23 protein-coding genes are annotated in these 26,402 nt (G+C 48.5%); 14 read left to right on the top strand and 9 right to left on the bottom strand.

The window, feature by feature from the left end:
* Positions 1 to 17: 17 nt before the first annotated feature.
* From AC4PME_RS04515 to glnK, 3 genes are all read right to left on the bottom strand, one after another.
* Positions 18 to 1,520, bottom strand: a complete 1,503-nt coding sequence (locus AC4PME_RS04515) for a catalase (RefSeq protein WP_491045243.1) — start codon at positions 1,518 to 1,520, stop codon at positions 18 to 20.
* A 204-nt stretch (positions 1,521 to 1,724) separates the two neighbouring features.
* Positions 1,725 to 2,969 (bottom strand): ammonium transporter, encoded by a 1,245-nt coding sequence (locus tag AC4PME_RS04510; RefSeq protein ID WP_119502788.1) that lies wholly within the window; start codon positions 2,967 to 2,969, stop codon positions 1,725 to 1,727.
* 31 nt (positions 2,970 to 3,000) lie between these two features.
* Positions 3,001 to 3,339 carry a P-II family nitrogen regulator gene (glnK, locus tag AC4PME_RS04505; protein WP_119502789.1) on the bottom strand — a complete coding sequence of 113 codons (339 nt, stop codon included), beginning with the start codon at positions 3,337 to 3,339 and terminating at the stop codon, positions 3,001 to 3,003.
* A 333-nt stretch (positions 3,340 to 3,672) separates the two neighbouring features.
* Between glnK and AC4PME_RS04500 the strand changes: the two genes are divergently transcribed.
* The 3 genes from AC4PME_RS04500 to AC4PME_RS04490 all read left to right on the top strand — a co-directional run bounded on the left by AC4PME_RS04500 (position 3,673) and on the right by AC4PME_RS04490 (position 5,998).
* A complete protein-coding gene (locus tag AC4PME_RS04500) occupies positions 3,673 to 4,398 on the top strand; it encodes a hypothetical protein (protein ID WP_491045242.1) in 726 nt (241 codons plus the stop codon).
* 63 nt (positions 4,399 to 4,461) lie between these two features.
* A complete protein-coding gene (locus tag AC4PME_RS04495) occupies positions 4,462 to 5,379 on the top strand; it encodes a DUF808 domain-containing protein (protein ID WP_491045241.1) in 918 nt (305 codons plus the stop codon).
* Between the two features lie 319 nt (positions 5,380 to 5,698).
* On the top strand, positions 5,699 to 5,998 hold the full coding sequence (locus tag AC4PME_RS04490; protein WP_150154329.1) for a hypothetical protein: 300 nt from the start codon (positions 5,699 to 5,701) through the stop codon (positions 5,996 to 5,998).
* 230 nt (positions 5,999 to 6,228) lie between these two features.
* Here the strand turns inward: AC4PME_RS04490 and mrcB are convergent, their stop codons facing one another.
* A complete protein-coding gene (gene mrcB / locus AC4PME_RS04485; RefSeq protein ID WP_491045240.1) occupies positions 6,229 to 8,559 on the bottom strand; it encodes a penicillin-binding protein 1B in 2,331 nt (776 codons plus the stop codon).
* Positions 8,560 to 8,724: 165 nt separating this feature from the next.
* On the opposite strand from mrcB, the gene AC4PME_RS04480 reads away from it, so the two are divergent.
* Together AC4PME_RS04480 and AC4PME_RS04475 are read left to right on the top strand one after the other, a co-directional pair.
* Complete coding sequence (locus tag AC4PME_RS04480; RefSeq protein ID WP_119502794.1) at positions 8,725 to 8,964, top strand: DUF6489 family protein; 240 nt, start codon at positions 8,725 to 8,727, stop codon at positions 8,962 to 8,964.
* 15 nt (positions 8,965 to 8,979) lie between these two features.
* Positions 8,980 to 10,755, top strand: coding sequence for a PHA/PHB synthase family protein (locus tag AC4PME_RS04475; RefSeq protein WP_491045239.1), 1,776 nt, complete (start codon positions 8,980 to 8,982; stop codon positions 10,753 to 10,755).
* A gap of 66 nt (positions 10,756 to 10,821) precedes the next feature.
* Here the strand turns inward: AC4PME_RS04475 and AC4PME_RS04470 are convergent, their stop codons facing one another.
* The gene (locus AC4PME_RS04470) at positions 10,822 to 11,220 is read right to left on the bottom strand and encodes a DUF4168 domain-containing protein (RefSeq protein WP_161599183.1); all 399 of its coding nucleotides are present in this window, start codon (positions 11,218 to 11,220) and stop codon (positions 10,822 to 10,824) included.
* A gap of 275 nt (positions 11,221 to 11,495) precedes the next feature.
* Here AC4PME_RS04470 and phaR point away from each other — a divergent pair, with 275 nt between their 5' ends.
* From phaR to AC4PME_RS04445, 5 genes are all read left to right on the top strand, one after another.
* Positions 11,496 to 11,912 (top strand): polyhydroxyalkanoate synthesis repressor PhaR, encoded by a 417-nt coding sequence (gene phaR, locus AC4PME_RS04465; RefSeq protein ID WP_119502797.1) that lies wholly within the window; start codon positions 11,496 to 11,498, stop codon positions 11,910 to 11,912.
* A 235-nt stretch (positions 11,913 to 12,147) separates the two neighbouring features.
* A complete protein-coding gene (locus tag AC4PME_RS04460) occupies positions 12,148 to 12,765 on the top strand; it encodes a phasin family protein (RefSeq protein ID WP_490709707.1) in 618 nt (205 codons plus the stop codon).
* Positions 12,766 to 12,791: 26 nt separating this feature from the next.
* The gene (locus AC4PME_RS04455) at positions 12,792 to 13,139 is read left to right on the top strand and encodes a phasin family protein (protein WP_119502799.1); all 348 of its coding nucleotides are present in this window, start codon (positions 12,792 to 12,794) and stop codon (positions 13,137 to 13,139) included.
* 107 nt (positions 13,140 to 13,246) lie between these two features.
* Positions 13,247 to 14,464, top strand: coding sequence for a polyhydroxyalkanoate depolymerase (locus AC4PME_RS04450; RefSeq protein WP_119502800.1), 1,218 nt, complete (start codon positions 13,247 to 13,249; stop codon positions 14,462 to 14,464).
* A 139-nt stretch (positions 14,465 to 14,603) separates the two neighbouring features.
* Positions 14,604 to 15,842 (top strand): lytic murein transglycosylase, encoded by a 1,239-nt coding sequence (locus tag AC4PME_RS04445; protein ID WP_490709708.1) that lies wholly within the window; start codon positions 14,604 to 14,606, stop codon positions 15,840 to 15,842.
* A gap of 65 nt (positions 15,843 to 15,907) precedes the next feature.
* On the opposite strand, the gene phbB is transcribed toward AC4PME_RS04445, so the two are convergent.
* Complete coding sequence (gene phbB, locus AC4PME_RS04440; RefSeq protein WP_119502801.1) at positions 15,908 to 16,630, bottom strand: acetoacetyl-CoA reductase; 723 nt, start codon at positions 16,628 to 16,630, stop codon at positions 15,908 to 15,910.
* A gap of 322 nt (positions 16,631 to 16,952) precedes the next feature.
* The gene (gene hrpB, locus AC4PME_RS04435; RefSeq protein WP_491045238.1) at positions 16,953 to 19,436 is read right to left on the bottom strand and encodes an ATP-dependent helicase HrpB; all 2,484 of its coding nucleotides are present in this window, start codon (positions 19,434 to 19,436) and stop codon (positions 16,953 to 16,955) included.
* Between the two features lie 188 nt (positions 19,437 to 19,624).
* Between hrpB and AC4PME_RS04430 the strand changes: the two genes are divergently transcribed.
* The 4 genes from AC4PME_RS04430 (at position 19,625) to AC4PME_RS04415 (ending at position 24,721) form a co-directional block, all read left to right on the top strand.
* On the top strand, positions 19,625 to 20,803 hold the full coding sequence (locus tag AC4PME_RS04430; RefSeq protein WP_491045237.1) for a GGDEF domain-containing protein: 1,179 nt from the start codon (positions 19,625 to 19,627) through the stop codon (positions 20,801 to 20,803).
* 77 nt (positions 20,804 to 20,880) lie between these two features.
* Positions 20,881 to 21,483, top strand: coding sequence for an RNA 2',3'-cyclic phosphodiesterase (gene thpR / locus AC4PME_RS04425; RefSeq protein ID WP_491045236.1), 603 nt, complete (start codon positions 20,881 to 20,883; stop codon positions 21,481 to 21,483).
* Between the two features lie 91 nt (positions 21,484 to 21,574).
* Positions 21,575 to 22,429 (top strand): formyltetrahydrofolate deformylase, encoded by an 855-nt coding sequence (purU, locus tag AC4PME_RS04420; RefSeq protein WP_491045235.1) that lies wholly within the window; start codon positions 21,575 to 21,577, stop codon positions 22,427 to 22,429.
* 108 nt (positions 22,430 to 22,537) lie between these two features.
* A complete protein-coding gene (locus tag AC4PME_RS04415; RefSeq protein ID WP_491045234.1) occupies positions 22,538 to 24,721 on the top strand; it encodes a M3 family metallopeptidase in 2,184 nt (727 codons plus the stop codon).
* Between the two features lie 68 nt (positions 24,722 to 24,789).
* Here the strand turns inward: AC4PME_RS04415 and AC4PME_RS04410 are convergent, their stop codons facing one another.
* Positions 24,790 to 25,371 carry a hypothetical protein gene (locus AC4PME_RS04410; RefSeq protein ID WP_491045233.1) on the bottom strand — a complete coding sequence of 194 codons (582 nt, stop codon included), beginning with the start codon at positions 25,369 to 25,371 and terminating at the stop codon, positions 24,790 to 24,792.
* A 151-nt stretch (positions 25,372 to 25,522) separates the two neighbouring features.
* Positions 25,523 to 26,362: an NHL repeat-containing protein gene (locus AC4PME_RS04405; protein WP_119502808.1), complete on the bottom strand. Its 840-nt coding sequence runs from the start codon at positions 26,360 to 26,362 to the stop codon at positions 25,523 to 25,525.
* Between the last annotated feature and the right edge of the window lie 40 nt (positions 26,363 to 26,402).

The following is a 26,402-nucleotide window of genomic DNA, read 5'->3' as shown; positions in this document are numbered from 1 at the left end:
CCGTAACCGGGCAATTGTTACTTATCTTCCAGAGGTGTATCTTCGGTAATTGGCACCGCGTTAACGTCTGTGTCCAACGCTTCCACCGCTTTTCGGACACCAGCAGCGTAGTCAGGATGTACTTTTTCAAGAACAGCGTACCAGCGCTCTTTTACGCCGTCAGAACATGGCCCCATCGCGGCAGCATAGTTCTTGTACAACCTTTCTTTCTGCTCATCAGAGAACATGTTGTAAAGGGCTCGTGGCTGCACGTAATCAATGTCCGATTCTTCCTGATAGTAGCGGTCAGCATCGCCGTCGATGCGCAGCGGTGGTTCCGGGTTCTTAATTTGAGCCACCGGACCGTTGTGCTGGTTTGGCTCGTAATAGGCGTCAGGATTACCAAAATCATTGGTAAAGAACCGCATCGCACCGTCTTTATGATAATGGTTCAACTCCGCTTTCTTCGGCGCATTAGCCGGTAAGGCTTCATAGTGAGTTCCCAAACGATAACGGTGAGCATCTGCATAGGAGAACACCCGGGCCTGCAGCATCTTATCAGGACTGAAGCCGATACCGGGCACCACGTTTGACGGGCTGTAGGCTGCATTCTCAATCATCTGGAAGTAGTTTTCAGGCACGGTGTGCATTTCCAGTTCGCCCACTTCAATCAGAGGGAAATCACCATGAGGCCACACTTTGGTGAGGTCGAAAGGATTATAAGCCTGCTTCCCTGCCTCTTCTTCAGGCATCACCTGAATGTACAGAGTCCATTTAGGATATTTGCCGTCTTCGATGGCATTGATTAAGTCTTCCTGATAAGACTCGCGGGTTTTACCTATGATCTCTTCAGCCTCATCATTGGTGTAATGTTCATGCCCCTGCTGTGTTTTAAAGTGGAATTTCACCCAGAAACGCTCGCCTTTGGCATTCCACATACTGAAAGTGTGTGAGCCGTAGCCGTTCATGTACATAGGGTTCTTAGGAATACCACGGTCAGACATCAGAATGGTGACCTGATGCACAGACTCAGGTTGTCCGGCCCAAAAATCAAACATCGCTTCCGGGCTGCGAAGATTTGTTTTCGGATGGCGCTTTTGAGTACGGATAAAATCCGGAAACTTAAACGCGTCGCGGATAAAGAAGATTGGGGTATTGTTACCCACCATATCCCAGTTACCTTCTTCGGTGTAAAACTTAAGACTGAAACCGCGCACATCACGCTCGGTGTCAGCAGCACCTGATTCCCCTGCAACGGTAGACCAGCGACTCAGTACGTCGGTCTTTTTGCCAATCTCAGAGAACAGGTCGGCACAGGTATACCGGGTAATGTCGTGGGTCACTGTAAATGTACCCTGCAAGCCCCAGCCTTTGGCATGCACCGTTCGCTCAGGAATACGCTCCCTGTTCTGGTGTGCCAGCTTTTCAACAAGCTGATAATCTGTCAGCAGAACCGGACCTCTTGCGCCCGCTGTTCTGCTGGTTTCGTTAGATTCGACGGGCGCGCCCGCGCTGGTGGTGAGAGTTGGTTTTTTACTCATAACGGTCTCCTGGGAAAAGCACGATAGTTGGTGTAACTATGCGTACAACAGAGAGCCGGAAAACGACCAATCTATTTTTTAAAAGATGTTAATTATTTATTTCTATTAAACAGAAAAAACCCCGCAGATGCGGGGTTCAAATTTTGGTGAGTTGAGCATTATGCTTTTGTTATAGGTTGCCCAATCAAGTCTCCGTGTTGAAGATTAACGACCTGAAGTAAAGTCAGGATATGCTTCCAGACCACATTCAGCAACGTCAACACCTTCAAATTCTTCTTCTTCAGAAACCCGGATGCCCATTACAGCTTTCAGGATTACCCAAACAATCAGACTGGTTACGAATACCCATACAAAGATTGTAGCAGCACCTAACAGCTGACCACCGAAAGTAGAACCTTCGTTAGTTACCGGCACCAGTAACAGACCTAACAGACCGACTACACCGTGAACAGAGATAGCACCTACAGGATCATCGATCTTAAGTTTGTCCAGGAACACGATGCTCAGAACAACCAGCAGGCCACCTAAGGCACCGAACAGTGTTGCCATCAGAGGCGTTGGCGTTGAAGGTTCAGCAGTAATAGCTACCAGACCAGCCAGTGCACCGTTAAGAACCATAGTCAGGTCAGCTTTACCGAACATTACGCGGGCCAGCAGCAGCGCAGCAATTGCACCACCGGCGGCGGCAGCATTGGTGTTCATGAATACAACCGCAACAGAGTTAGCACTTTCTACAGTCGCTGTTGCCAGAACAGAACCACCGTTGAAGCCGAACCAACCCATCCACAGAATGAATGTACCTAAAGTCGCCAGAGGCAGGTTAGCACCCGGGATAGCATTTACTTTGCCATCTGCAGTGTATTTACCTTTACGGGCACCAAGTACCAGTACACCGGCTAACGCAGCAGCAGCACCTGCCATGTGAACAATACCGGAACCTGCAAAGTCAGAGAAACCGTTGTCGCCCAGTACGTACATACCGAATACAGACTCACCGCCCCATGTCCATGCACCTTCCATTGGATAGATGAAACCAGTCATCACAACTGCGAATGCCAGGAAGGCCCACAGTTTCATACGCTCAGCAACCGCACCGGATACGATAGACATTGCAGTGGCAACGAATACGACCTGGAAGAAGAAGTCAGCTGAAGGGGCGTAGGTAGCAGGTTCTTCTGCAACACCTGTTGCACCGTCACCAACAATACCGGAAAGGAATAATGTGAAGTCACCACCGCCGTACATGATGCTGTAACCGCAGATCATATACATGGTACAGGCAATGGCATACAGCGCCACGTTCTTGGTCAGAATTTCAGTGGTGTTTTTAGCACGAACCAGACCCGCCTCAAGCATGGCAAAGCCGGCAGCCATCCACATGACTAACGCACCGCAAATAAGGAAATAGAAGGTATCTAATGCATACCCGAGTTCAAATGTGATTTCCATTGTTTTCTCCGCAATTTCTTATTGTGTTGTTTTACAGCGCGTCTGCGTCAGCTTCGCCGGTACGAATACGAACAGCATGTTCAAGGTCGTAGACGAATACTTTACCGTCACCGATCTTGCCAGTTTTTGCTGCGCCAACGATGGCTTCTACCAGACGATCAACCTGGTCTGCCTGAACAGCAACTTCCAGTTTTACTTTTGGTAAGAAATCCACCTGATATTCGGCGCCGCGATATAATTCAGTGTGTCCTTTTTGACGTCCAAACCCTTTCACTTCGGTAACGGTAAGACCGTCGATACCGATCTCTGAAATGGCTTCACGAACATCATCCAGCTTGAATGGCTTGATGATAGCTGTGACTAGTTTCATGTGTTGCTCCCAAATAATGGTTGTTTGTTTTCGCTTTTAGCGGGGGTTGCTGAAGTAAACCAAGTCCTATGCCACAAATTTTAATCTATAAAAAACAGATATTTATGCATTAAAACGAATGAAGAGCTTAAAAATTACGCACCATGATCGTGCGAAGGTGAAATAACGCACCACAATTGGGCAACCAAAATCGTGCTTGTGTAAAGACTGGGAACTTCATCTTATTTCAGCGGTCTTCTGTCGCGTATGGAAACCACGGACACCGCTTTCTTTGCCCCTCAAAGGCCAACATTTGATCCACCCCGCCCAGGAAAAAAAAGCGGGGTCTTTGTCGTGTCTGTTATTATTCATCTTATATTGCTTGCCGCGCTGGCGCTGATGGAAAGTAAGCGCAATATTCCGGAGCCCGTGGTCAGTAAGCCCATCACGGCGACGTTAATACGTCCGCCACAACCTCAGGCTGTCCGGGAACCGGACACACTACCGGAAACCATTCCGGAAGCACCGGCTCCCGACAAGCCTGAACCTGAACTGGCCGCACCGGAGTCCAAACCAGCTCCGGAAAAGGCGGCTCCGCCTGACATTGCAACACCGCCGGCAGTAAAAGAGCCGCCGCAGCAACAACCCGTGCAACCTGAAACGTCAGAGCCGGTTCAACCGCCTGTCTCTTCTGTTATCGCGCAGCCGGCTGCGCCAACAGATTCAGGCACGGTTTCAACCAGACCATCATTAACATCGCGCCGTGCTCTGGATGCTTTTTTCAGCCGGCAACAGGCTGCCAGTACACAGCAGGATGCTGAGCAGGTAGCCAAAGAACTCAGGCGGGCAAAAACGTCACCGGATATCAGCGATCCCCGCAAAGGCGCAGAAAAAGAAGATCCTCTTGCCCCGCCCCCTGCCGTTGAAGTGGATTGCAGTAGTAAAACCACCCAAACCCTGGCATTTATTTCACGTTTTACCGGTGGACGGGCGACCTGTTCAGACAGGGGCAAAGGGTTTGAGAAATTTATTGATGCGCGGATAAATAAAGGGGTCAAAGAAGAAGAGAATCAAAATTAGTCTGTATTGCGTATAAGGGCTTCTACAGATAATCTATGCCCCGATTCTTATTGAGGAAAACCTATGGCAGCCGCTAACTTACTCGCCCTGATTGATGATATCGCTACTTTGCTGGATGACATTTCCGCCATGTCTAAAGTGGCTGCGCAGAAAACTGCCGGGGTTCTGGGTGATGATCTTGCATTAAATGCCAACCAGGTTCAGGGAGTGCGTGCCGAAAGAGAACTGCCTGTGGTCTGGGCTGTGGCAAAAGGCTCGCTGCTCAACAAAGTGTTCCTGGTACCTGCAGCGCTGCTTATTTCTGCTTTTATTCCGGTTCTGATCACCGTCATGCTGGTCATTGGTGGTCTGTACCTGTGTTTCGAAGGGGCTGAAAAAGTATTGCACCGGCTTTTCCATAAAGAAGATGAAGCGGAGCGTGAAGCCAGAATTGAAAAACTCTCGCAGGAAAATATTGATCTTGTGGCGCTTGAGAAAGACAAGATTAAAGGCGCCATCCGGACTGATTTTATTTTGTCCGCAGAGATTATCGTCATTGCACTGGGTAGCGTACAGCAGGCTGATTTTGTCACTCAGGTAGGTGTGTTGTGCGCCTTGAGTGTTGGGATCACTGCCGGTGTGTATGGTCTGGTTGCCGGCATTGTGAAAATGGACGACGTCGGTCTGTATATCCTCAGAAAGTCACTCACCGGCGGCTACAACGGTTTTCAGCGTGTCACTGGCCGCGCCCTGCTCGTTGCTGCGCCTCTGTTGATGAAAACCCTCGCTTTTGTCGGCACCATTGCCATGTTCCTCGTTGGCGGTGGCATCCTTACTCACAATATTCCGTTCATGCACCACCTCGCTGAATCCATTAATCACAGTGTGGAGCAACTCAGCTTTGTCATTTCACTTATCACTGATGGTGTGGCTGGTTTGATTGCCGGTTCGATAATTGTGGGGATTGTTTCACTGTTTTCTAAAAAGAAAGACGCGCATTAAGCTTCTCTGATGTTGTCGGGGCGGCAAACTACGCCCCGGCCACAACCAAAATCATCGCGGGCTGACTCACCTGTCAGCCCCTTACATCATACCTGGTCAAATTCGCCAAATAGAGTTTTCAAAATTACTAATTCTTAGTGTTTATACTATTTACACTTATCTAAGCTTTTCCACACCGACAAAATAAAACATTTAAAATCAACACTTTAAAATTTTTATTCGTGTTGGCACAACTATCGCTAAAGTTAATGCGACTTAACAATTAACTGCCGGGAAGTCAGTAAGAGTGCAGTTTATTAACCTTAACTTTGGAGAAATTATGTTTACTTTACGTCGTCAATTCACTGCACTTGCACTTGTTGCTACTTCTGTTCTGTCTGTACCGGCAATGGCTGAAACATCATTGCAAAGCCAGCTTCAGGGCTATTTATCTGAGATGGTTGAGCAACAAATCGATAACGTGCGCACAGAAATCCTGTCTGAAGTGACTCAGCTAGTGGCCAACACCACGTATCAGGCCGAACCTGAAGAAGCTGAAGAAACACTGGTTGCTGACATCAAGATCCGTGATCTCAAACAGGAAGATGCGATGTCTTCTGAAGACATCAAAGGAGAGTAATGATGATGACATCAGGTGCGTTGTTGTTGCTTGCGCTGGGACCGGTTGTCTCGTATCTCGCCAGCGCAGTGTTATTCAGCGGTGTGCAACACATTGCAGACCGCTTTCACTAATCCCAACGAGCTCCCGTAGGGCCTTCCCTGAGTCAGAACTGGTAGCGGGACAGATTTTTACTGAGCCGTATGTCGCTGCCAGTTCTGACTACAGGGCTTTTTCGCTAAGAAAAAGTCCTAATTTCCAAACAAACGTTCCCACCAGCTTTTCTTTTCTTTGCCCGGAGGCGCTACAGGCTTACCGTAGCAATCCTGCGCCGGCGGCGGCAGTACATCAAGAATAGCCGGCACACTCATTGAGTCAGGACACCCGGCAATGGTCAGTGCACCCGTCTGACTGTCGAAATGTGCAATACCTAACCCTTCCGGAAAACGTCGTGACAGTGACTTGGGCGACTGACTTTTCTGATAGTTTACAAACACAGGTAAGGCCCCGCCGGCACCGGTTAACAGCACTGGCTGGTTATCATCATTCCCTACCCATACAGTTGCCACATTATTCCGGTCAAAGCCGGTAAACCAGCTGTCGCGGTAATCATCTGTGGTGCCGGTTTTACCGCCCATATTGATATTCGGGAAATTACTGCCCACACGTTTAGCTGTACCTTCCGTGGTCACTTTATACAACGCGTAGTTCAGCAGGTATGTCGCGGCCTCATCTACCCGCTGGGAATAGTAATCGGCATTCTGCCACACCAGCCGGTTATTCGAAGAAACAACCGATGTCACAGTATGCAGCGGAATATAACGGCCATTGTTCGAAATGGTCTGATACATCTGGTTAGTTTCCAGCGGCGATAACGACATGGCGCCGAGTGTCATAGCCGGCACCTCACGGAAGTCACTCTCTACTCCCAGCCGGTGAATGGTTTCTGCCACATTGTCGAGCCCCACTTGCATACCGAGATTCACTGTAGGCACATTTAACGATTCTGTCAGACCTTCAATCAGAGGTACTTGTCCACGGAATTTCTTATCCGCGTTCAGGGGTGACCAGGTTTGTCCGTTGCCATTTTCAAGGGTAATGGGTTCGTCCTGTAAAGGAGTGGCCAGATTAAACATTACCGGGTCTTCAAGAGCAGTGAGATACACTGCCGGCTTAATGAGTGATCCCACCTGACGTTTGGCATCCAGCGCACGGTTAAACCCTTTGAAGCTGGTATCTTTACTGCCCACAATGGCACGAATTTCTCCACTGGCGATATCAGTCACAATCATCGCGGCCTGTAACTCAGCTTTGCGATCTGACTGCAGGCCCTTCAGTGTGTTTTCAACCGCTTTTTCAGCCCTGCGCTGGGCATATATATCCAGCGTGGTAAATACCTTCACCCCGGAGTCACGCAGGGAAGGATCGGCCAGAATGGTGTTGAGTTCACGGCGCACTTTATCCATAAAAGCGGGATGTTTCCCGCTGGCTAAGCTCGCGCCGGACGCCAGACCTACAGGAGAGTTAACAGCAAATTCGTATTGCTTACGGTCAAGTTCGTTGGCTTCAAATAAAATGCGCAACACCAGATTACGCCGCTCAATAACCCGTTCCTCGTAGCGTCTCGGATTGTAATAGGATGGCCCTTTTATCATGGCCACCAGCGTGGCGATTTCAGGTACGCTGAGTTCATTGGCCGGCCGGTCGAAATAGAAATAACTGGCAAGGCCAAACCCGTGCACAGCCATGTCTCCGTTCTGACCCAGAAAAACTTCGTTCAGATAGGCCTGCAAAATTTCATCTTTGCTGTAACGGGCATCGATGATGAGTGCCATCAATGCTTCTTTTATTTTCCGCGTCAGCGCTTTTTCTCTGGTGAGGTACAGGTTTTTCACCAGCTGCTGCGTTAAAGTACTGCCACCCTGTACGGTTCTCCCTGCCTGAATGTTAGCAACCAGCGCGCGGAGAATAGAAAGTGGTGCGACCCCGTGGTGCTTGTAGAAATCTTTATCCTCGACAAGGATCAGGGCTTTCGGTAATAAAGGCGGAATTTCATTCAGCTTCACCAGCATACGGTCTTCGCGGCTGCCACTTACCATCCGCGTGACAAGCCAGGGTTCCAGACGAATTTTCGGCAGTGAAATACCGGCACTGTCATCCCGGATACTGCTGATGCGGCTGCCCTGCCAGGTAATGGTGATCTGACGTAAAGGCTCATCGCCGTCAGGAAAACTGAACGCCCGTCGCTGAACCACAAGCTTATTGCCGGTATAACGATATTCTCCGCTACTATCGGGATTCGTGACCTTCCGGTAACCAAGCAGTTTCAGTTCATCCAGCACTTCTTTTGGCGTGATTTCCAGCGCTTCAGATAACATTAGTGGCCGGGCAAATATTTGCGCCGGGACTTCCCATTTATTGCCTGTAAAGGTGTGCTTGATCTGGGCATCCAGATACACCATGTACCCTGCCAGCACCACGAACCCGACAATACATAACTTGAACAACAGCCCGGGCCAGCGACGGCGGGGCTTGCTGCCAATTTTCTTTGGTTTATTAACTTTCGTCTGTTTTTTAGCCACTTATCATGCCAATATAGAAAACGTCAAAGGGGATTTTGCGGTTTTCGCGGCTGAATTTCCAGCCTGAAACTAACCGTGCAAATCATTGTCATCTTGCAGTAATCTTATGATTACGCCAGAACAATCAATCCGGATGGCCCGGAAGGCGCCAGAAAGGAGTGAAACATGAAAATTTCCATCGATATCGACCTTTCCCCCAAGGAAGCAAGAGAACTCATGGGATGGCCGGATATGAGCAAACTTCATGAGGCCACCATCTCACAACTCAGCGAGCAAATCAAAAGCGGAAATCAGGAAGCCATGATGTCCATGCTGAAGCCCTACCTGGATGGCAGTCAGCAAGCATTCTCATTCTATCAAAAGATGCTGGAAAGCATGGCAACCACAGGAACCAGCAAAAAATAAGCACGGAGGTTTTTTGTGCACGAGCAGGACAAAGATCATATTCTGGACACATTGAATCAATACGCACAGCAGTTTAACGCCATGGTTCATAACATTCTGACGAAGAAAAATAGCAGTGAGGAGACATCCGCTATGTTCGACCCGGAGAAGTTAGGTTCGCTGCTGTCAAACGACACGGTAGAGGTAGATTCGGCAAAGCTTATCCAGACGCAAATGGATTTCATGCGTCAACAAACTGAATTGTGGCAGCAGGCGACTAAGGCCATGTTGGGAGAGAATGCCCATCCTGTTATGCAGGAAGAGAAAGGCGACCGTCGTTTTTCTCATACAGACTGGCAGGACAATCCCATATTCAGCTACATGAAGCAGGCTTACCTGATTAATTCCAAGATGTTGCAGGGCATGATTTCATCCATGCATTTCAAAGATCCCAAGTCGGAAGAACAGGTAAAATTCTACACCCGTCAATATATCAACTCGGTATCACCGACCAATTACTTACTGTCAAACCCGGAAGTGTGCGAAGAAATTCTGAAAACCAAAGGCCAGAACATGGTGAAAGGCATTGAGAATTTCATGCGGGATCTGGAAAAGAGTCCTCTTGAAGCGTTCAAAATCACACAGACCGATATGGATGCCTTCGAGTTAGGTGTCAACCTGGCTACCACCGAAGGCAAGATCGTTTATCAGAACGATTTGATGCAGTTAATTCATTACACGCCGAAGCATGAGAAAACTTTCGCGACGCCAATACTGTTTGTGCCTCCTTTCATCAACAAATACTACATTCTTGATCTCGACGAACGTAAGTCCGTGGTAAAAGGCCTGCTTGATGCCGGTTTTTCTGTGTTTATGATTTCCTGGGTCAACCCGGATGCAAAACTGGCAGATCAGGATTTCTTCGATTACATGAAGAAAGGTCCGGTGGAAGCCCTTGATGTGGTTTGTGATATCACCGGTAAGAAGAAAGTGAATATGGTGGGCTTTTGTGTGGGCGGCACATTGCTGAGCACAGCAACGGCTTATCTGCGTGCGAAAAAAGACACCCGCATTGAGTCACTCACTTTACTGACCACCTTGCTGGACTTCAGTGAACCCGGCGAAATTGGTAATTACCTTACCGAAGATGCATTACCTGTGATGGAACAGAATGCGGACATCAAAGGTATTTACGACGGCCGCATTCTGGGCCTGAGCTTTAGTTTGCTGCGGGAAAACAACCTTTTCTGGTCGTATTTTATTAATAACTACCTCAAGGGCAAAGACCCTGCTGCCTTTGATATTTTATTCTGGAACAGCGACGCCACCAACATCACCGCGGCCTGTTTTAAGCAATACATCCGCACCATGTACTGGGAAGATAAACTGAAAGTGCCGGGGGCAGTAGAAATTGACGGCATTCCCATCGACCTTGGAAATATCGATGTGCCGGTGTATTTCCTGACTACTCTGGCAGACCACATTGTGCTGTGGCAGGGCGCCTACAAAGGAACACAACTGGTATCAGGCGATACACGCTTTGTACTCGCCGGGTCGGGACACCTTGCAGGGGTAATAAATCCGCCAGATCCCGGGAAATATCCGCACTGGATTAACGACAATCTGCCGGCAAGTGCCAGCGAATGGTTTGATGGTGCTGTGAAGCAGGAAGGCTCATGGTGGCCAGACTGGCATGCATGGTTGCAGAGTCACCGGAAAACAAAAGTAAATGCCCCGCAGCCCGGTGAAAGTGAAAAATATCCGGCCATCGAAGCAGCCCCGGGCAGTTACGTGAAAAAACAGCTGGGATAAGCCGGCAGACAAAAAAAGGGGGCGTTCAACGCCCCGCTTTGCTTCTGTCTACATGAGGATTCAGTATTACGATTCGCTGTTTTGTGTTTTAGCGATATCCAGTACACGGGATCTCAGTTTTTCATCCGTTTGTACCAGTTGTGCAATGGTCGTGTAGGTTTGCACCTCAAGACCGGTTTTTTCAATTTCAGTTACCATTTCAGTTTGTGCAGCCTGCTGAATTTGCTGCATCTTCTCAGGTGTTTCGTCACCTTTCAGTTCAGACTGATATTTATCTGCAACATCACTGACCGCATTCATCGCGACAGTAAATTTCTCAAGAGTTGCATCATCGAAATCCTTCGACTGTGTCATCGGCGCACTTGACGGGGCAGCCTCTTTGGTTTCCTGAGCTGCCTGTGCAGCGAAATTTAACGTGCAAGCAACAGCGAGGCTCATCACAAGTGATTTGACAAGTTTAGTCATAATAATCTCCGGTTTCATTTGAATTGCCTGAAATGCGTTATCTTCAAATGAATGTGATTAAAAGAAAGATAATCCGGCTATTCAGGCTCTCAACAGTGATACAGCGATAACTATGCCAATCACGATTTAATTAATAATTTCAGCAAGTTAACTAAATCCAGGTTTTCTTATCAGTGAAAAAGGTAGTCAGAGTGTCGCTTATTTTCACACCTTTTAGGTTGCCGCAGCGGCATTTTGTGCGTTACTCTCATTTCAGCACCGCCGGAGGTAACATTATGATCATCATTAAAAAATATCCTAATCGCAGATTGTACGACACATCTCAGAGTCAGTACGTTAACCTCGATTATATAAAGGCGTTAATCAATGAACGTCAGGAATTTAAGGTGATTGACTCCAAAAGTGAAGATGACATTACCAAGTCATTATTGCTGCAAATCATCAGTGAATCCGAAGCCAACGAAAACCAGTCTTTGTTAACGAATTCGTTACTAAAACAACTAATCCGATATTACGACACTGACATGCAGGACTTTCTGCGACAGTACCTTGAACAATCTCTTGTTACCTTCATAGAGCAACAGGATCAGGTACAGGGTATGATGAAAAATATGATGGATAACACGCCCTTCGGTATGTTTAACAAAATCATCGAACAAAATATGGATGCCTGGAAGAAGAACCAGAAGTAAGTATCATATACTGGCAGGGGAGCAATTCTCCTGCCCCGAAACAGACACACCTGCCACATTTCCTCTTCAATGCTGCAGAGCAGCATAAAAAGCTATTTGCTTATTAAATAATCGTCTAAACATTCTTGCTGCACCGCAACATTTTTGTTGATCTCTTCAAATGCCCTGGTTAATATCTAATCAAATCTTGCTGCAACGCAGCAGAAGGACTTCATCAACTGGTCGGGAGAAGAGTATGTTTGGCAAGTTTTCAGAACAGCTGAAAAGTACCACTAAACCGGTACATACGCTGTTTGCTGTGAATACAAAAACGCTGGAAAGTCTGTCTCAACACCAAACCACGTTATTTACGGGTTTGCTGAGCGACAGTGTTCGTTACATTGAAGCGGTAACGAAACAAACAGAGTTTAAAGGTGTAATGACAGCGAATTCTGAACTGGCTGAGTCAGTGCGTGAACGCATGACCAGTGCGTCGAAAGACACCTACTCCACCCTTAACGCCATGCGTGAAGAAATGACCGAAGTGATGGCGGCCAGTCTGGCCACCGCCACAGAAGAAACCAAAGAAACAGTTGAAAAAGCGACAGCAGCCGTGAAAAAAACCACGAAAGCTGCCGCACCGAAAAAAGCTGCGCCTGAAGCCGCGAAAGCGCCGGTAAAGGCAGCAGAAAAAGTGGCTGAAGCAACAAAGGAAACTGTTGAGAAGGCCGCTGAAGAGACAAAAGCCGTTGCTGAAGAAGCAAAGGAAGCGACTGCTGAGGCAAAACCTGCCGCAGCAGCAAAGAAACCAGCAACACGTACCCGTCGCACGACTGCTAAGAAGACTGCGACAACGACTAAATCAACTAGCTAACTTACCCCGGAAACTGGAGACAAGTAATGTTTGAGCAAATGAACGAGCAAATGAAAAGCGCAATGAAGCCGATGACTGACCTTGCGACATTGAACATGAGTACAATGCAGGATCTGGCAGAAAAACAGAACGCCCTGTATTCATCTCTGTTATCTGAAAATATGTCTTATTTTGAAAAAGCTTCTCAGCAGAAAGATCTGTCTGGTCTGGCTGAAATGAACAAGGCATATGTTGAAACTATTCAGGAAACTGTTACTGATGCAGCGAAAAGCTCATATGCAGTAATTTCTGATGCACAGCAGAAAGCTGGCGAGATGTTCAAAGGTTTAAGCGACGAAATGACTGCGAAATTCCAAAGCGCAGCAAAAGCATAAGTCCCTCCTGAGCGGCCTTCAGAGGCCGCTCAGGTTACCCCACATCAAGTGAACCTTTTCATCCCCCAAAAGGTCTTAGCCCCAGCCAGTATTTGAGGAGAGACGTAATGAATTATCAGGCTTACGATTATTTGACGCGCGGCGCATACATTATGCACGAGGGTTTCAGTCTGCTTAATGATATTGCGAACCATCCTTCCAATCTTTTCGCACATACCTTACCCGGCCGCATAACCCGCGCTTCGCTGGAAACTGCCATGCGGCTGACACAACGCTACGAGAAGCTGGGGTTTAATATCGACGAAATCAAAATCGACGATAAACGCCATAAGGTGAAAGAAGAAATCGTAATGAGCAAGCCGTTTTGTGATCTCATTCATTTCAACCGGATCGGTGTGAAAGATGATCATAAGGTCTTGCTTGTTGCGCCTTTATCCGGCCATTTTGCAACCTTGTTGAAAGGCACGGTGGAAGCGCTGCTTCCGGATCACGAGATTTATGTGACTGACTGGGCTGATGCCAGAGAAGTACCGCTGGAAGACGGTCCGTTCAGTTTTGATTGCTATGTGGGTTACCTTATCGAGTTTCTTGAGTTCTTAGGGCCCGGCACGCACTTAATGGCGATATGTCAGCCTACTGTGCAGGCTTTAATCGCTACCGCAGTGATGGCCGGACAGAAAAATGCCTGTGTGCCCAAGTCGCTCACTCTCATGGCGGGCCCCATTGACTGCTCTAAGAATCCTACACGGGTGAATGAGTTCGCGCAGGAACACCCGATGAACTGGTTCCGTAATGTGGCGATTATGTCGGTACCTTATGGATATCCGGGCGAAGGTCGTCAGGTGTATCCCGGTTTCATGCAGCTGGGCGGTTTTATCAGTATGAACCAGCAAACTCACATGAAAAAGTATCAGAGCTTCTTCCAAAATCTGGTATTTGGGGAAGAAGAAGATGCTGATCGTTTCCGCGCCTTTTACGATGAATATCTGGCGGTACTGGATATGCCCGCCGAGTTCTATCTTGAAACCATTGAACGGGTATTCAAGAATAACGAGATTGCCCGCGGTGCGATTACTTATCAGGGTAACCCTGTAGATTTTGAAACCATCGACAATACTGCTCTGCTTACCGTAGAGGGTGCTGATGATGATATTTGCGGCTTAGGACAAACAGAAGCTGCACAGGATATTTGTAAAAATATTCCGAAAAATATGCGTAAACATCACGTGCAACAGGGAGCTGGTCATTACGGTATATTCAGTGGTTCTAAGTTCCGCAAATCGGTACGTCCGGTTATCACTGATTTCATCCACAAGTACGCATAAGCCCTCCCGGACAAATAACTCTTTCCTGCAGCGCTCCTGATCTCACCGGCGGAGCGCGCCGTATTTTCACCATGTTTCCCTCGCTCCCGGGGGCTCAGATAAGGTAGCATGAACGCCTCATCAACAAAGGTAATATGCAATGTCTAAATGGATGCCGCGTAAGCTTGGTTTTTCAATACTGTCACTGCTGACAGCGACTTCTTCAGCTTATGCCAATACAGATTTTGAACAGTGTAAAACACAATTATCTCAGCAAGCCGTAGAACAAGGCGTGAAAGAAGAAACGGCAAAGGCCGTGTTCGCCAACATTCAGTATCAGCCCCGCGTGATCTCGCTGGACCGCAGCCAGCCTGAATTTGTACAAACCTTTCCGGGCTACTACAGCAAACGCGTTACGGCATGGCGCATCGGCAAAGGCCGGGAAATGTACGCTAAACATAAAGAACTGTTAAATAGCTTAAGCCATAAATACGGTGTGCCTGCCCATTATCTGGTGGCATTTTGGGGGCTGGAAACCAATTTTGGTGGTTACAAAGGTAAGATGAATGTACTGAATTCACTGGCGACTCTTGCCTGTGATGAAAGACGTAGCAGCTATTTTTCCAAAGAATTAGTCACTGCGGTTAAGCTTCTTGAAAGAGAATCTTTAGATCAGACCAAAATGGTAGGTTCCTGGGCAGGCGCCATGGGCCATACGCAATTTATGCCCTCAGCGTATATGAACTATGCGATTGACGGCGACGGCGATGGCCAGATCAATCTGTGGGACAGTGAAGAAGATGCCCTCGCTTCAGCGGCTAACTTTTTGTCTCAATTAGGCTGGCAACCCGGATTCCGTTGGGGAAGGGAAATTCAGTTACCGGATAATTTCGATTATCGCGAAACGGGATATAAAAACCGGCGCAGTATTACTGAGTGGAACGAAAGCGGGATTAAAAAAGCAGACGGCAGTGCGCTGGGTAACAGTGATGAAAAAGGCTATGTCGTAGTACCAGCCGGTCATAACGGTCCGGCGTTCATTGCCTACCATAACTTCCGTATTATCATGCGCTGGAACAATTCCGAATTCTACGCCATCGCCGTAGGTAAGCTGGCTGACCAGATTGCCGGTGAAGCCGGTATTGATAAAGCGTTACCGGAATTACCGGCTTATACCAGGGATGACATTTTGAGACTGCAAACAGCGCTGAATGCTTCCGGTTACGATGTAGGTAAACCCGACGGTATTATCGGACCGGCAACCCGCGCAGGGATCCGCGAATATCAGCTGGCCAGCAACCTGATTGCTGATGGTTTTCCGGGACTGGATGTGATGAAAGCGATTGGTGTGTTGCCGGATGAACTCAAAGAGAGCGACGGCAATAAAGAAAGCGAGTAGCTGGATCCGGATACGGTCAGTTCACAGAGCACGGGCGTGCTCTGTGAACATTGTAACCGAACAGCTTAGTACATGTGCTGTCCGCCGTTAATGGACAATGTAGAACCGGTAATAAATCCGGCTTCATCGCCTATTAAGAACATAACACTACGGGCGATGTCTTCAGGTTTCCCCAAACGGCCCACCGGAATCGTTGCAATGATCTTCTTCAATACTTCTTCCGGTACAGCACGTACCATGTCAGTATCGACATAACCCGGCGCAATAGCGTTTACGGTTACACCTTTACCTGCACCTTCAAGTGCCAGCGCTTTAGTAAAACCATGAATACCGGACTTAGCTGCCGCATAGTTAACCTGGCCATACTGACCAGCCTGACCGTTAACCGAACCGATATTAACAATGCGACCAAAACCACGGGTGCGCATTGAATCAATCACTGAGCGACACGTGTTAAAACAGGAAGCGAGGTTAGTTTGAATAACGGCATCCCATTGCTCAAAATTCATTCTGTGCATGGTGCCGTCCCGGGTGATCCCGGCATTGTTGATTAGAATATCCACCGGACCATAATCTGTCGCGATTTGGTCAATTGCTTCTTTCGTTTTCTCAAAATTCGAGACATCGAACTTAAATGAAGGTATGCCAGTGCGTTCAGTAAACGCCTTAGCCGCTTCATCGTTACCACCATAATTTGCCACAACAGTGTAACCCGCATCTTTCAACGCTACACAAATTGCTTCACCTATTCCCCGGGTGCCACCTGTGACCAGTGCAACTTTGCTCATTTCGTCTCCCTCAAATGTTGACTCATATTTGTACAACAATTCTATATAAGCATGCTTGATGAGACGTTGACAACGGAAACCTGAAGACTTTTTGCGCCGGGTCAATGCCCGTGTCTAGATGAATGACTATAGTGAATAAGAAACTTCTTACTTATCATGCAGTTGAAAAAATGAACAAGTATTTAGCGATTAACTGGTCAGAGGATCTCTTTTAATAACAGATACTTGCATAATATTTGCAGCACGTAAATTAGTTGTATACACCATTCAAACATGATTAAAGTTGTAAGACGGGTACAATAGTTCAGGAGCAACCACCCGTTTATTTTCGTGGCTTCATTGAACGTCCGGCTTCAGCTTCCATGGGATTATCAGGCCACCGGTGTTTCGGATATCGTCCTTTCATTTCTTTCTGCACAGCAAGATAGCTACCCTGCCAGAAGCCGGCCAAATCCGATGTCGTTTGTACTGGTCTGCCCGCCGGAGACAGCAACTCCAGCGTGATGACCTTTGCGCCGTCTGCAACAGTGAACGTATCTGCACAGCCGAACATTTCCTGCAGTCTGACCGGAAGCACGACTTCGCCGTCTGACCGGTAGACCAGTTTCCTTTTTTCACCGGAAGGCACGGTGATGCTCAGTGGCAAAGCACTGTCCATGGCATGTTGCTGGCTCCAGGGGAGTGACTGATGTAGCAGTGTCGCCCAGGACAGGCCGGCAAGTTGCTCCCAACTTTTAAACGAAGATAATCGTGCGGAGATATCACTACGGTCAAGAAGCGACAATGGTGACTCAGGGTTTTTCCATACCGGCGGGCTGTCGAAAGCTTGCGGTTGGTGTAAGTCACACCCGCAGGCCATTTGATACCGGTACCACCATTGCCAGTCTTTCTCACTGAAAGGCCACGCGGATAACGGCAATCCTTCCAGCAACGATACCCAGGCCTCACCGCGAATGCGGGCCGGCACGTTAGCTGCCGGTTCACTGCTTAACACTATCTCATGGAAACCTTCAGTTTTGCGCGCTTCCATTTGCTTCTTCTGACTGTTATACGTCACCGTGTCTTTAACTTTGAAAGCCCCCGGATATAACTGTCTCAATAAGGATTCATTAACAGGTTCGGCCTGACGAATGATCACGTCAGAGCCGTTAACCTGCCCTTCCTTAACCACCAGCCAGTCAGACTTTTCAATCATACCTTCAGGCAAAGCAGCACCCCGGCCACTGGCCAGCTTATAATCACTGCCCTGCTTACGTCTCGCAACCCGCTCAGGAAAAGCCAGCGCAAGACACACTGCAACAGCTTCACCGTTTAACTTTCGAATCTCTGCTTTCAGTGAGATGCCAAGTGCAGATGCAAACCGCGAGGCCCTGGCTTTCAAACCGGATAACTGAGGTTCTGCCAGTTGTTCAAGCCAGGCTGATACATGAAATTGGCGTTCTGATGCCGTATGTTCTTCACAGGCAGCCGCCACATAGCAGGCAACGTCCTCCAGTTCAGCCAGGTGCGTCTGCGCTCCGGCTTCTTTTGCCTTCACTAACATATTTGCCAGAGCCGGATGCACCGATAATTTGTTAAGTCCGCGACCATGTGCTGTTAATGTACCATCGCGATCTACGGCACCGGCTTGTTGCAGGCGGTGTAATGCTGCAGCAGACTGCGCCTGAGAAGGAGGCGTCAACATGCGCATATTATGCAATTCAGTTCCCCAGGCCAGTGCATCCAGAGTGAGCGGGGAGATATCTTCACGTAAAATTTGTGGCAGCGGGTATTTTGCCAGTCTGTCATGCTGCTCTTTCGGCCACATGCGATACACTTTCCCGGGCCCCAGACGCCCTGCCCGTCCCTTACGCTGAATAGCCGATGCCTGTGAAATCATCTGCGTATTCAGGCGGGTAAACCCGGTGGGAGGATGGTAATTAGCGACATTTTCAAGACCGGCATCTATGACCACTTTAATGCCTTCAATCGTCAGGCTGGTTTCGGCAATATTAGTAGCAAGAATGATTTTTCTCATTCCCCGGCTATCCGGTAAAATAGCAGCAGTTTGCCGTTGTTTACTCAACGCGCCATACAGAGGATGCACCACATATTCAGATGCATTCAGCCGCTGTTCCAGCAAGGTGGCAACTTTGTTAATCGCGCCGGCGCCCGGTAAGAAAACGAGAATGTCGCCGTCATCTTGTGCAAGGCTGAATTGAATTTGCCTGGTAACCTGCTCATGCAAAGTATGACTTTGCACCTGACCGGTATAGACTTCCTCTACTTCAAACTGCCTGCCGGCAGATTTCAGCACAGTGGCATCAGGAATCAGCGTCAGTAATTCATCCACATCGAGGGTGGCAGACATCACCACCAGAGATAAATCTTCCCGCAACCCTTCCTGTACTTCCAGCGCCAGCGCAAGACCAAAGTCACTGTGAATACTGCGTTCGTGAAATTCGTCAAAGATGATTAAGTCAACACCTGCTAACTCCGGGTCCCTCTGGATACGGGCAGACAACACACCTTCTGTGACAATCTCCAGACGTGTTTGCTTACTGACCTTACTTTCACCGCGGATACGGTAACCCACAGTTTGTCCGGTTTCCTCTCCGAGCAATGAAGCAAGGTAGGCCGCCAGATTGCGTACCACAACCCGCCGCGGTTGCAACATGACAATGCGCCCCGGAACATGCTCAAGCAGTGCCAGAGGCAGTACGGTAGATTTCCCCGCCCCGGGCGGTGCACCGACAATGACATTGCCGGCGGCAACAGCAGTTATCAGTTCAGGGATCAGGCCTGCGGCAGGTAATTTACTTTGCATAACAAGAAAACAGGTTCAACAGATAATCTGGCAAGTATATACCTGTGCCCCGGAAGAAATACATAAAGTCATTGATAAGTCAGCCACTTCCGTTTAGATTTTAGACTGTAAGCGAACTGTTTTTATTTTCCGGATACAGTTTTGCTTTCATATATTCAAATTACGTATCAGATAAATGAAGTGAGTAAATGGATTTACAGACCATCATTATTTGTACGGCCATTGCCAGTATGACGTTATGTTTTACTATGGGCATGGCCTGGCAAAGTCACAAGGCATCAAACTATATCTTCCACTGGATGTGTGCCGGCGCCTGCTTTCTCGTCTCCAACCTTACCGCTTTTGTCTGCATTAAATTCGACGTACAAGGCCTGCTGCACCCGGGAATAGCGAATGTGTTATACATGGCAGGCCATGCTTTTATCACCTCTGGTATTGCCCTGTACATATACGGTAAAGCACCGCCTTATCTGGCAACCGGTGTGGCGCTTTTCACCCTTCTGCTCCATCTGAGTCCGGATTTCAGAGGGTCGGTTGATGCCAGATTTATTATCCTGACTCCCGTTGTAGTGATGCTCAGTGGTGCATCCATTACCATGTTGTGGCACACCGCCATGCGTAAAAAGGGGAGATTCCTGTGGCCACTGCTTATCACAATCACCATTTTCGCCCTGCAGATGTTAATACGCACTATGGCGTTACTCACTTCTCACGACGCACTGGCATTTACCGGTAACGACATATTTCAGATTGCAGGATCGCTGGCCGTTATTACTTTTATTTCAATGCTGGCAGTAACATTAAATTACGTCATCAACGGCGAACATCAGCAGATGCTGAAAAAACTCTCGGACACGGATTTCCTCACCGGCTGGCTGAACAGAAAAGCACTTGAGCCCTGTGCACTTTCATGCCGGGAAACAGCTCAGCGGACAGGACATACTTTCGGCATCATCATATTCGACGTTGATCACTTTAAAGCGATTAACGATAAATGGGGTCACCATGCCGGAGACGTTGCTCTCCAGCAAATTACATCGCGGGCAAAAGACATTGTCAGAGATGAAGACAACTGCTTCAGGATCGGCGGCGAAGAATTTCTGATTATTCTGACACGTTGTAATGCAGAACAATTGCAGCGGGTGAGTGAACGTTTGCGGCAGACTGTGGCAAGCCGGCCGGTGATGATGGACGATAAGCCAATGAATATCACAATCAGCATAGGCAGTGCGTTAAGTCGTCACGATGATTCAGGCTGGCAAGCGCTGTTTGACCGTGCTGACAAAGCACTTTACCAGTCAAAAGCAGAAGGCCGGAATACGGTCAGCATTTCCGAACCGGAGCATACCGCTGAAGTATGGCAGTAAATTAACCCGGTTTACTTTGAATCCCCTGTAAGCCTGGTTTACTGTACGCTCTTCACAGAAAAACACGGGTTACTGCGATGCGTTCATTTATCGGTCTTGATCTTTCTTTGCAGGAGAAGCTCGCGCTTTCCGGCTGGCGGGAACGGGCACTTCCGGCTGTAGTGCTCAGGAAAACCGGTGCCATTGTCGCTCCCGGTCAGAAAGCCCCGCCGGCTGCGGTGCCACCGGAGAACTATCACCTCACGCTGGCATTTCTTGGCGACATCAACCAGAGACAGCATGAAGCACTGTTACACGCACTGGACGACATCGCTGCTGAACCTTTTTCTGTGACCCTCAACACCACCGGCGTGTGGGACGGACCTAAAATTTTATATGCGGGCCCTGATGAGCCATGCCCGCCATTGATGCAGTTAGCTAAGTGTGTACGTAAAGCCGCCCGTGAAGCGGGAATACCGCTGGAAAACCGTGAATACAAACCTCATGTCACAGTTGTCAGGAAGGCCGGCAGCGACCAGCCTCCCCCTCTGTTGCCTCCGGATATCAAACTGCAATTCCGTGACTTTCACTTTTTTGAGTCTGTCTCTACGCCATCAGGTGTCCGCTACCCCGTGCGGCACTCCTGGTCTCTGGAGCCTGATATCTCCGTTCGCGAGCGATTGCGGCGGGGTCTGGTATGAGATATATCAATTGAGGCTTTACAGATGCCAATTGCATGGGTAAAACAACACACTGAATTCAACAACCTATTTGTCAGAGCCTTTACATCTCATGCAACAAACTTTTCGTCTTGTAATCGATTGTCCGGACCAGATTGGCCTTGTCGCCAAAGTTTCCCAGTTTCTTGCCGGTCACGGAGCCACTATCGTCGAGGCTAATCACCATACCGACCTGCAAACCGGCCGCTTTTTTATGCGCCATGAAATCGGGGCTGACTCAATCAAACTGGACTATGACGGGTTTGTAAAAGCGTTTACACCGGTTGCAGATGAATTCCGGATGAACTGGAAACTGACCGACTCCCGCGTAAAACAGCGTGTTGCTCTGCTGGCCAGCCTTGAATCCCACTGCCTGGTAGATTTGCTGCACCGCTGGCACACCGGCGAACTACACTGCGACATTCCGGTGATCATCGGTAATCACCCGCAGATGAAACAGTTTGCTGACTGGTACAAAGTACCGTTCCATTGGGTGGATTTTAAAGCTCTGGGTAAAGAACAGGCGTTCTCGCAGATAGAAACGCTGATCAGCGAATACAAAATTGACCTCACAGTACTTGCCCGATTCATGCAAATTCTGCCGGATACGTTGTGCACGAAGTTACAAGGTAAAGCGATTAATATTCATCACAGCTTCCTGCCGTCTTTTGCCGGTGCAAGACCTTATCAGCAGGCCTATGATCGCGGTGTTAAGCTGATTGGAGCCACGTGTCACTACGTGACGAAGGATCTCGATGAAGGTCCTATCATTGAGCAGAGCGTAAAGCGTATCAGTCACAGCGATTCAGCCGCAGACATGGTCCGCAAAGGAAAAGATTGCGAAGTGACAGCGCTGGCCCACGGTGTGCGTTCTCACCTGGAAGACCGGGTCATTATTCACCGCAACAAAACTGTGGTCTTCGCGTAAAGACCACAGTCCACCGTACCTGTCCCGGAACCCGTCGTCGTTATATGGCCCTCAGCGCCGCATTCTTATACACTGAACCGCTGATAATAACGACGATGGAACTCTATAATGAAAAAATTTACCGCCTCGCTGACAGCGATGGCTGTTGCGCTTACCCTCGGCGCATGTTCTGACCAGGCAGCCAACCAGGCTGCAACGACCTCACCGGATGCAAGTGCACAAACGCAGCAACAGTCTCCGGAATTTGACAATGTGTTACTGCAACCCTTCCCCGGGCCTTACGGCGGCGTTCCCCAGTTCGACAAAATGAAGGTTGAAGATGTTAAGCCAGCCCTGAGAAAAGGAATGGCACTCAACCTGGAAGAAATAGACGCCATTGCAAATAACCCTGAACCGCCTACGTTCGACAATACGATTGTCGCCATGGAACGTGCCGGCAGTGCACTGGACCGTGTATTCCGTTACTACGGTATTTTCAGCTCGAACAAATCCAGCCCTGAATTTCGGGATGTGCGGGCAGAAATGTCTCCGGAACTTTCCGCATTCTCAACAAAAATTACCCAAAATGAAGCGTTGTTTAAGCGCATTAAAGCGGTTTACGAAAGTGAAGAACTGAAATCGCTGACGCCCGAAGAACAACGTATTACATGGATCACCTACAACAGCTTCGCCCGTAACGGCGCAACCCTGGATGGTGACGCAAAAGCACGCTATGCCGAAATCAACAAAGAGCTGGCTACGCTGTACAACCAGTTCTCAACGAATGTGCTGGCCGACGAAGAAAACTACGTGACTTACATCACCGCGGAGCAGCTGGGCGGCCTGCCGGATTCATTTGTAAAAGGTGCAGCCGCTGCTGCAAAAGAGCGCGGGCAGGAAGGTAAGTATGCAATTACTAACACCCGTTCATCTATGGATCCTTTCCTCACCTACAGCACAGACCGGGCGCTTCGTGAACAGGTGTGGAACACCTACTACAACCGTGGTGATAACGGCGATGAATTTGATAATAATGACATCATCAAACAAATCCTGACGTTACGTGATGAGCGGGTCGAATTGTTGGGGTATGACAACTACGCCCAGTGGCGTTTAGAAGATCGTATGGCAAAAACACCTGAGAATGCCATGGATCTGATGATGAAAGTCTGGCCGGCAGCCATTGCGAGGGTAGACGAAGAAGTGGCTGACATGCAGGCTATCGCTGATGAAGAAGGCGCAGACATAACTATCAAGCCCTGGGATTACCGTTTTTATGCCGAAAAAGTACGTAAAGCTAAATACGACCTGGACTCAAACGAAGTAAAACAATATCTGCAACTGGATAAACTCCGTGAAGCGATGTTCTATGTCGCCGGCCGTCTGTTTAACTTTGACTTCACACCGGTTCCTGAAGGTTCGGTACCGGTTTTCCACCCTGATGTGAAGGTATGGGAAGTAAAAGACAAGGATAGCGGTAAGCTGATTGGTCTCTGGTATCTCGACCCATTCGCACGCCAGGGCAAACGCTCAGGAGCATGGGCGACCACATACCGCAGTTACACCACCTTTGACGGTGAAACCACTGTGCTGGCTTCTAACAACTCTAACTTCGTTAAAGGCCCTGAGGGCGAACCCACGCTAATATCCTGGGATGACGCCAATACCTATTTCCACGAATTTGGTCATGCTCTGCATTTCCTGTCTTCAGATGTGGAATACCCCACTTCCCACTCCGGTGTCCGTGACTATACCGAGTTCCAGTCACAACTGCTTGAGCGCTGGCTCACCACTGATGAAGTCATCAATAACTACCTGGTCCATTACAAAACCGGCGAGCCGATTCCCGCTGAACTGGTAGAAAAAATTAAGAATGCATCCACCTTCAATTCCGGTTTCGGTACAACCGAATACATGGCTTCGGCAATCATGGATTTGCTGTATCACACCACCGATCCTGAGAAGATTGAGCCTGATGCCTTTGAACGGGATCAACTGAAGGCGCTGGATATGCCTGAAGAGATTGTGATGCGTCACCGCAGCACCCAGTTCGGGCATGTATTCTCCGGTGAAGGTTATGCAGCAGCATACTATGGTTACATGTGGGCGGACGTTCTCTCTGCGGATGCAGCGGAAGCATTCGCAGAAGCGCCGGGCGGCTTCTACGATAAAGAATTATCGGCAAAGCTGGTGAAATATCTCTTTGCTGTCCGCAATGCAATGGATCCGGCCGAAGCTTACCGTCTTTTCCGTGGTCGCGATGCGCAGACAGATGCCCTGATGCGGGCACGTGGTTTTCCGGTACCTGAGTAAACCGCTTAACAACGAAAAAGGGGGATGATGATAATCGCCCCTTTTTTTATCAGCCTCTCAACACTGAATTAAAAGCTTACGCGGTAACCCAACTGCACCTGATTATCGTAACTCTTGTCCTGAGACAAAGTGATATCTGATGTATCGCCGTGCCAGGTTTCTCTGCGAACAGCAAACGACATGGTGTGGTTTTCTTCGGCACCTTCCGTTTCCAGATACACTGATACGGTGTTGCTGTCAGGCAGGGCAAAAGAGCCGCTTACCGGTAAATCAATATCATGAGCAGGACGCACGCCGGACGCTACCCCAACCCGGTAAGCTGGCTGCTCCCACCAGGTAATCAGTTCATACGCTCTCGATGTCACCCGTTCACTGAACACACCAAAGTCCATTACAGCACGACCGTAAGACGCTACCGCTTCAAGATTAACTGTATCGCTGATTCTGGTTGCCAGACTCAGTTTGTAATCTTTCTGGCGGCAGCCATTGAATCTGATTTTATTTTTCGACAGGGAAACGGAGATATCACCGGAGTAATCAAGTTTTTCTTCCAGCCAGGCTTCAGCCTGATCACCAATAGAAGAACTGGCCAGACATACCTGAGGTGTCAGCAGGGCACAAAGTGCTAATGTGGTTACCTGTTTCAACATGGTTCTGCTCCGCTTTATTATCATTCTGCAAAGGGCTTACCTCAGCGAGTGATTAAAGTATAAGCAAACGGGCAGCTTTTTGGGTATATAAAACCATCCTCAATTAGTCTAACTATACCCAAAAAATATCAGTGTGTTGATTTTATAGTCATTAATGAAATTTTAGCTTTGCGAGTTTTGCAGAGGTATAAGGCGTGCTTTCCTGAGAAATCCACACGTTACCGTCAGGACCGTAGCAAACACCTTCGACCTGGGCGAATTGTGAGAGAAAGTCGACAGTTTTCAGCTGATAGTCACCACTGACAGTGGCGATGAAAGGTTTAAACATGCCCAGGGCATTGCTTCGGTAACCGACCAGAACAAATTCCTGTGTATCACTGTTCCAGTCTGCGCCAGTGACAACGCCGGGAAGCCCGTCTACTGACGTGAATGGAGTAAGTACTTGCTTAGCTTTTATATCCTGTAAAACGTATACGTGTGACTGCTCCGTAGCCCAGCTTTTTGAAAACAGGATCAGTTTTCCATCCCGCATTGTCATGGCTTCACCATCATAATCGTGAGCATAGGGAGCATTTTCCTGCGGCGTATTACCTGCGTAGGTAAAACGGCGCTTTACTGCTTCCTGCACGGGGTCTGCACGGTTAATCTTATAGACGGTGAGTGATTTATGCTTACCGGCATTATTTCCGATGTCACCAATATAGAAATAGTCATCGTCACCGGTAATGGCTTCCCAGTCACGGTTTTTTGCATCCAGCGTCACCCTTGCGGTCAGCGATCCGTCCTGTCCAAGGGTAAACAATTCCGGCTCATTGCCAGAGTCATTGATGGTGTAAATACTGTTGCTGTCGCAAAACAGACCCGATGTTTCCTTCAGCGCGTTATCCAGCGTATAGGTGGACAGCACCTCAACACCATGTTGTGGATCTGCTGACACACTGCAACCTGCCAGTAACAATAACGGGCTTAAAATGAAAACAATACGGTTCACTGATATTCTCTTTCTGCTGTAAATAAGGTTAATCTAAATA

The sequence above is a fragment of the Alteromonas sp. genome, from assembly GCF_984505615.1.
Note: the sequence above shows the minus strand (reverse complement) of the source record. Positions and strands in the feature narration are given on the sequence as shown.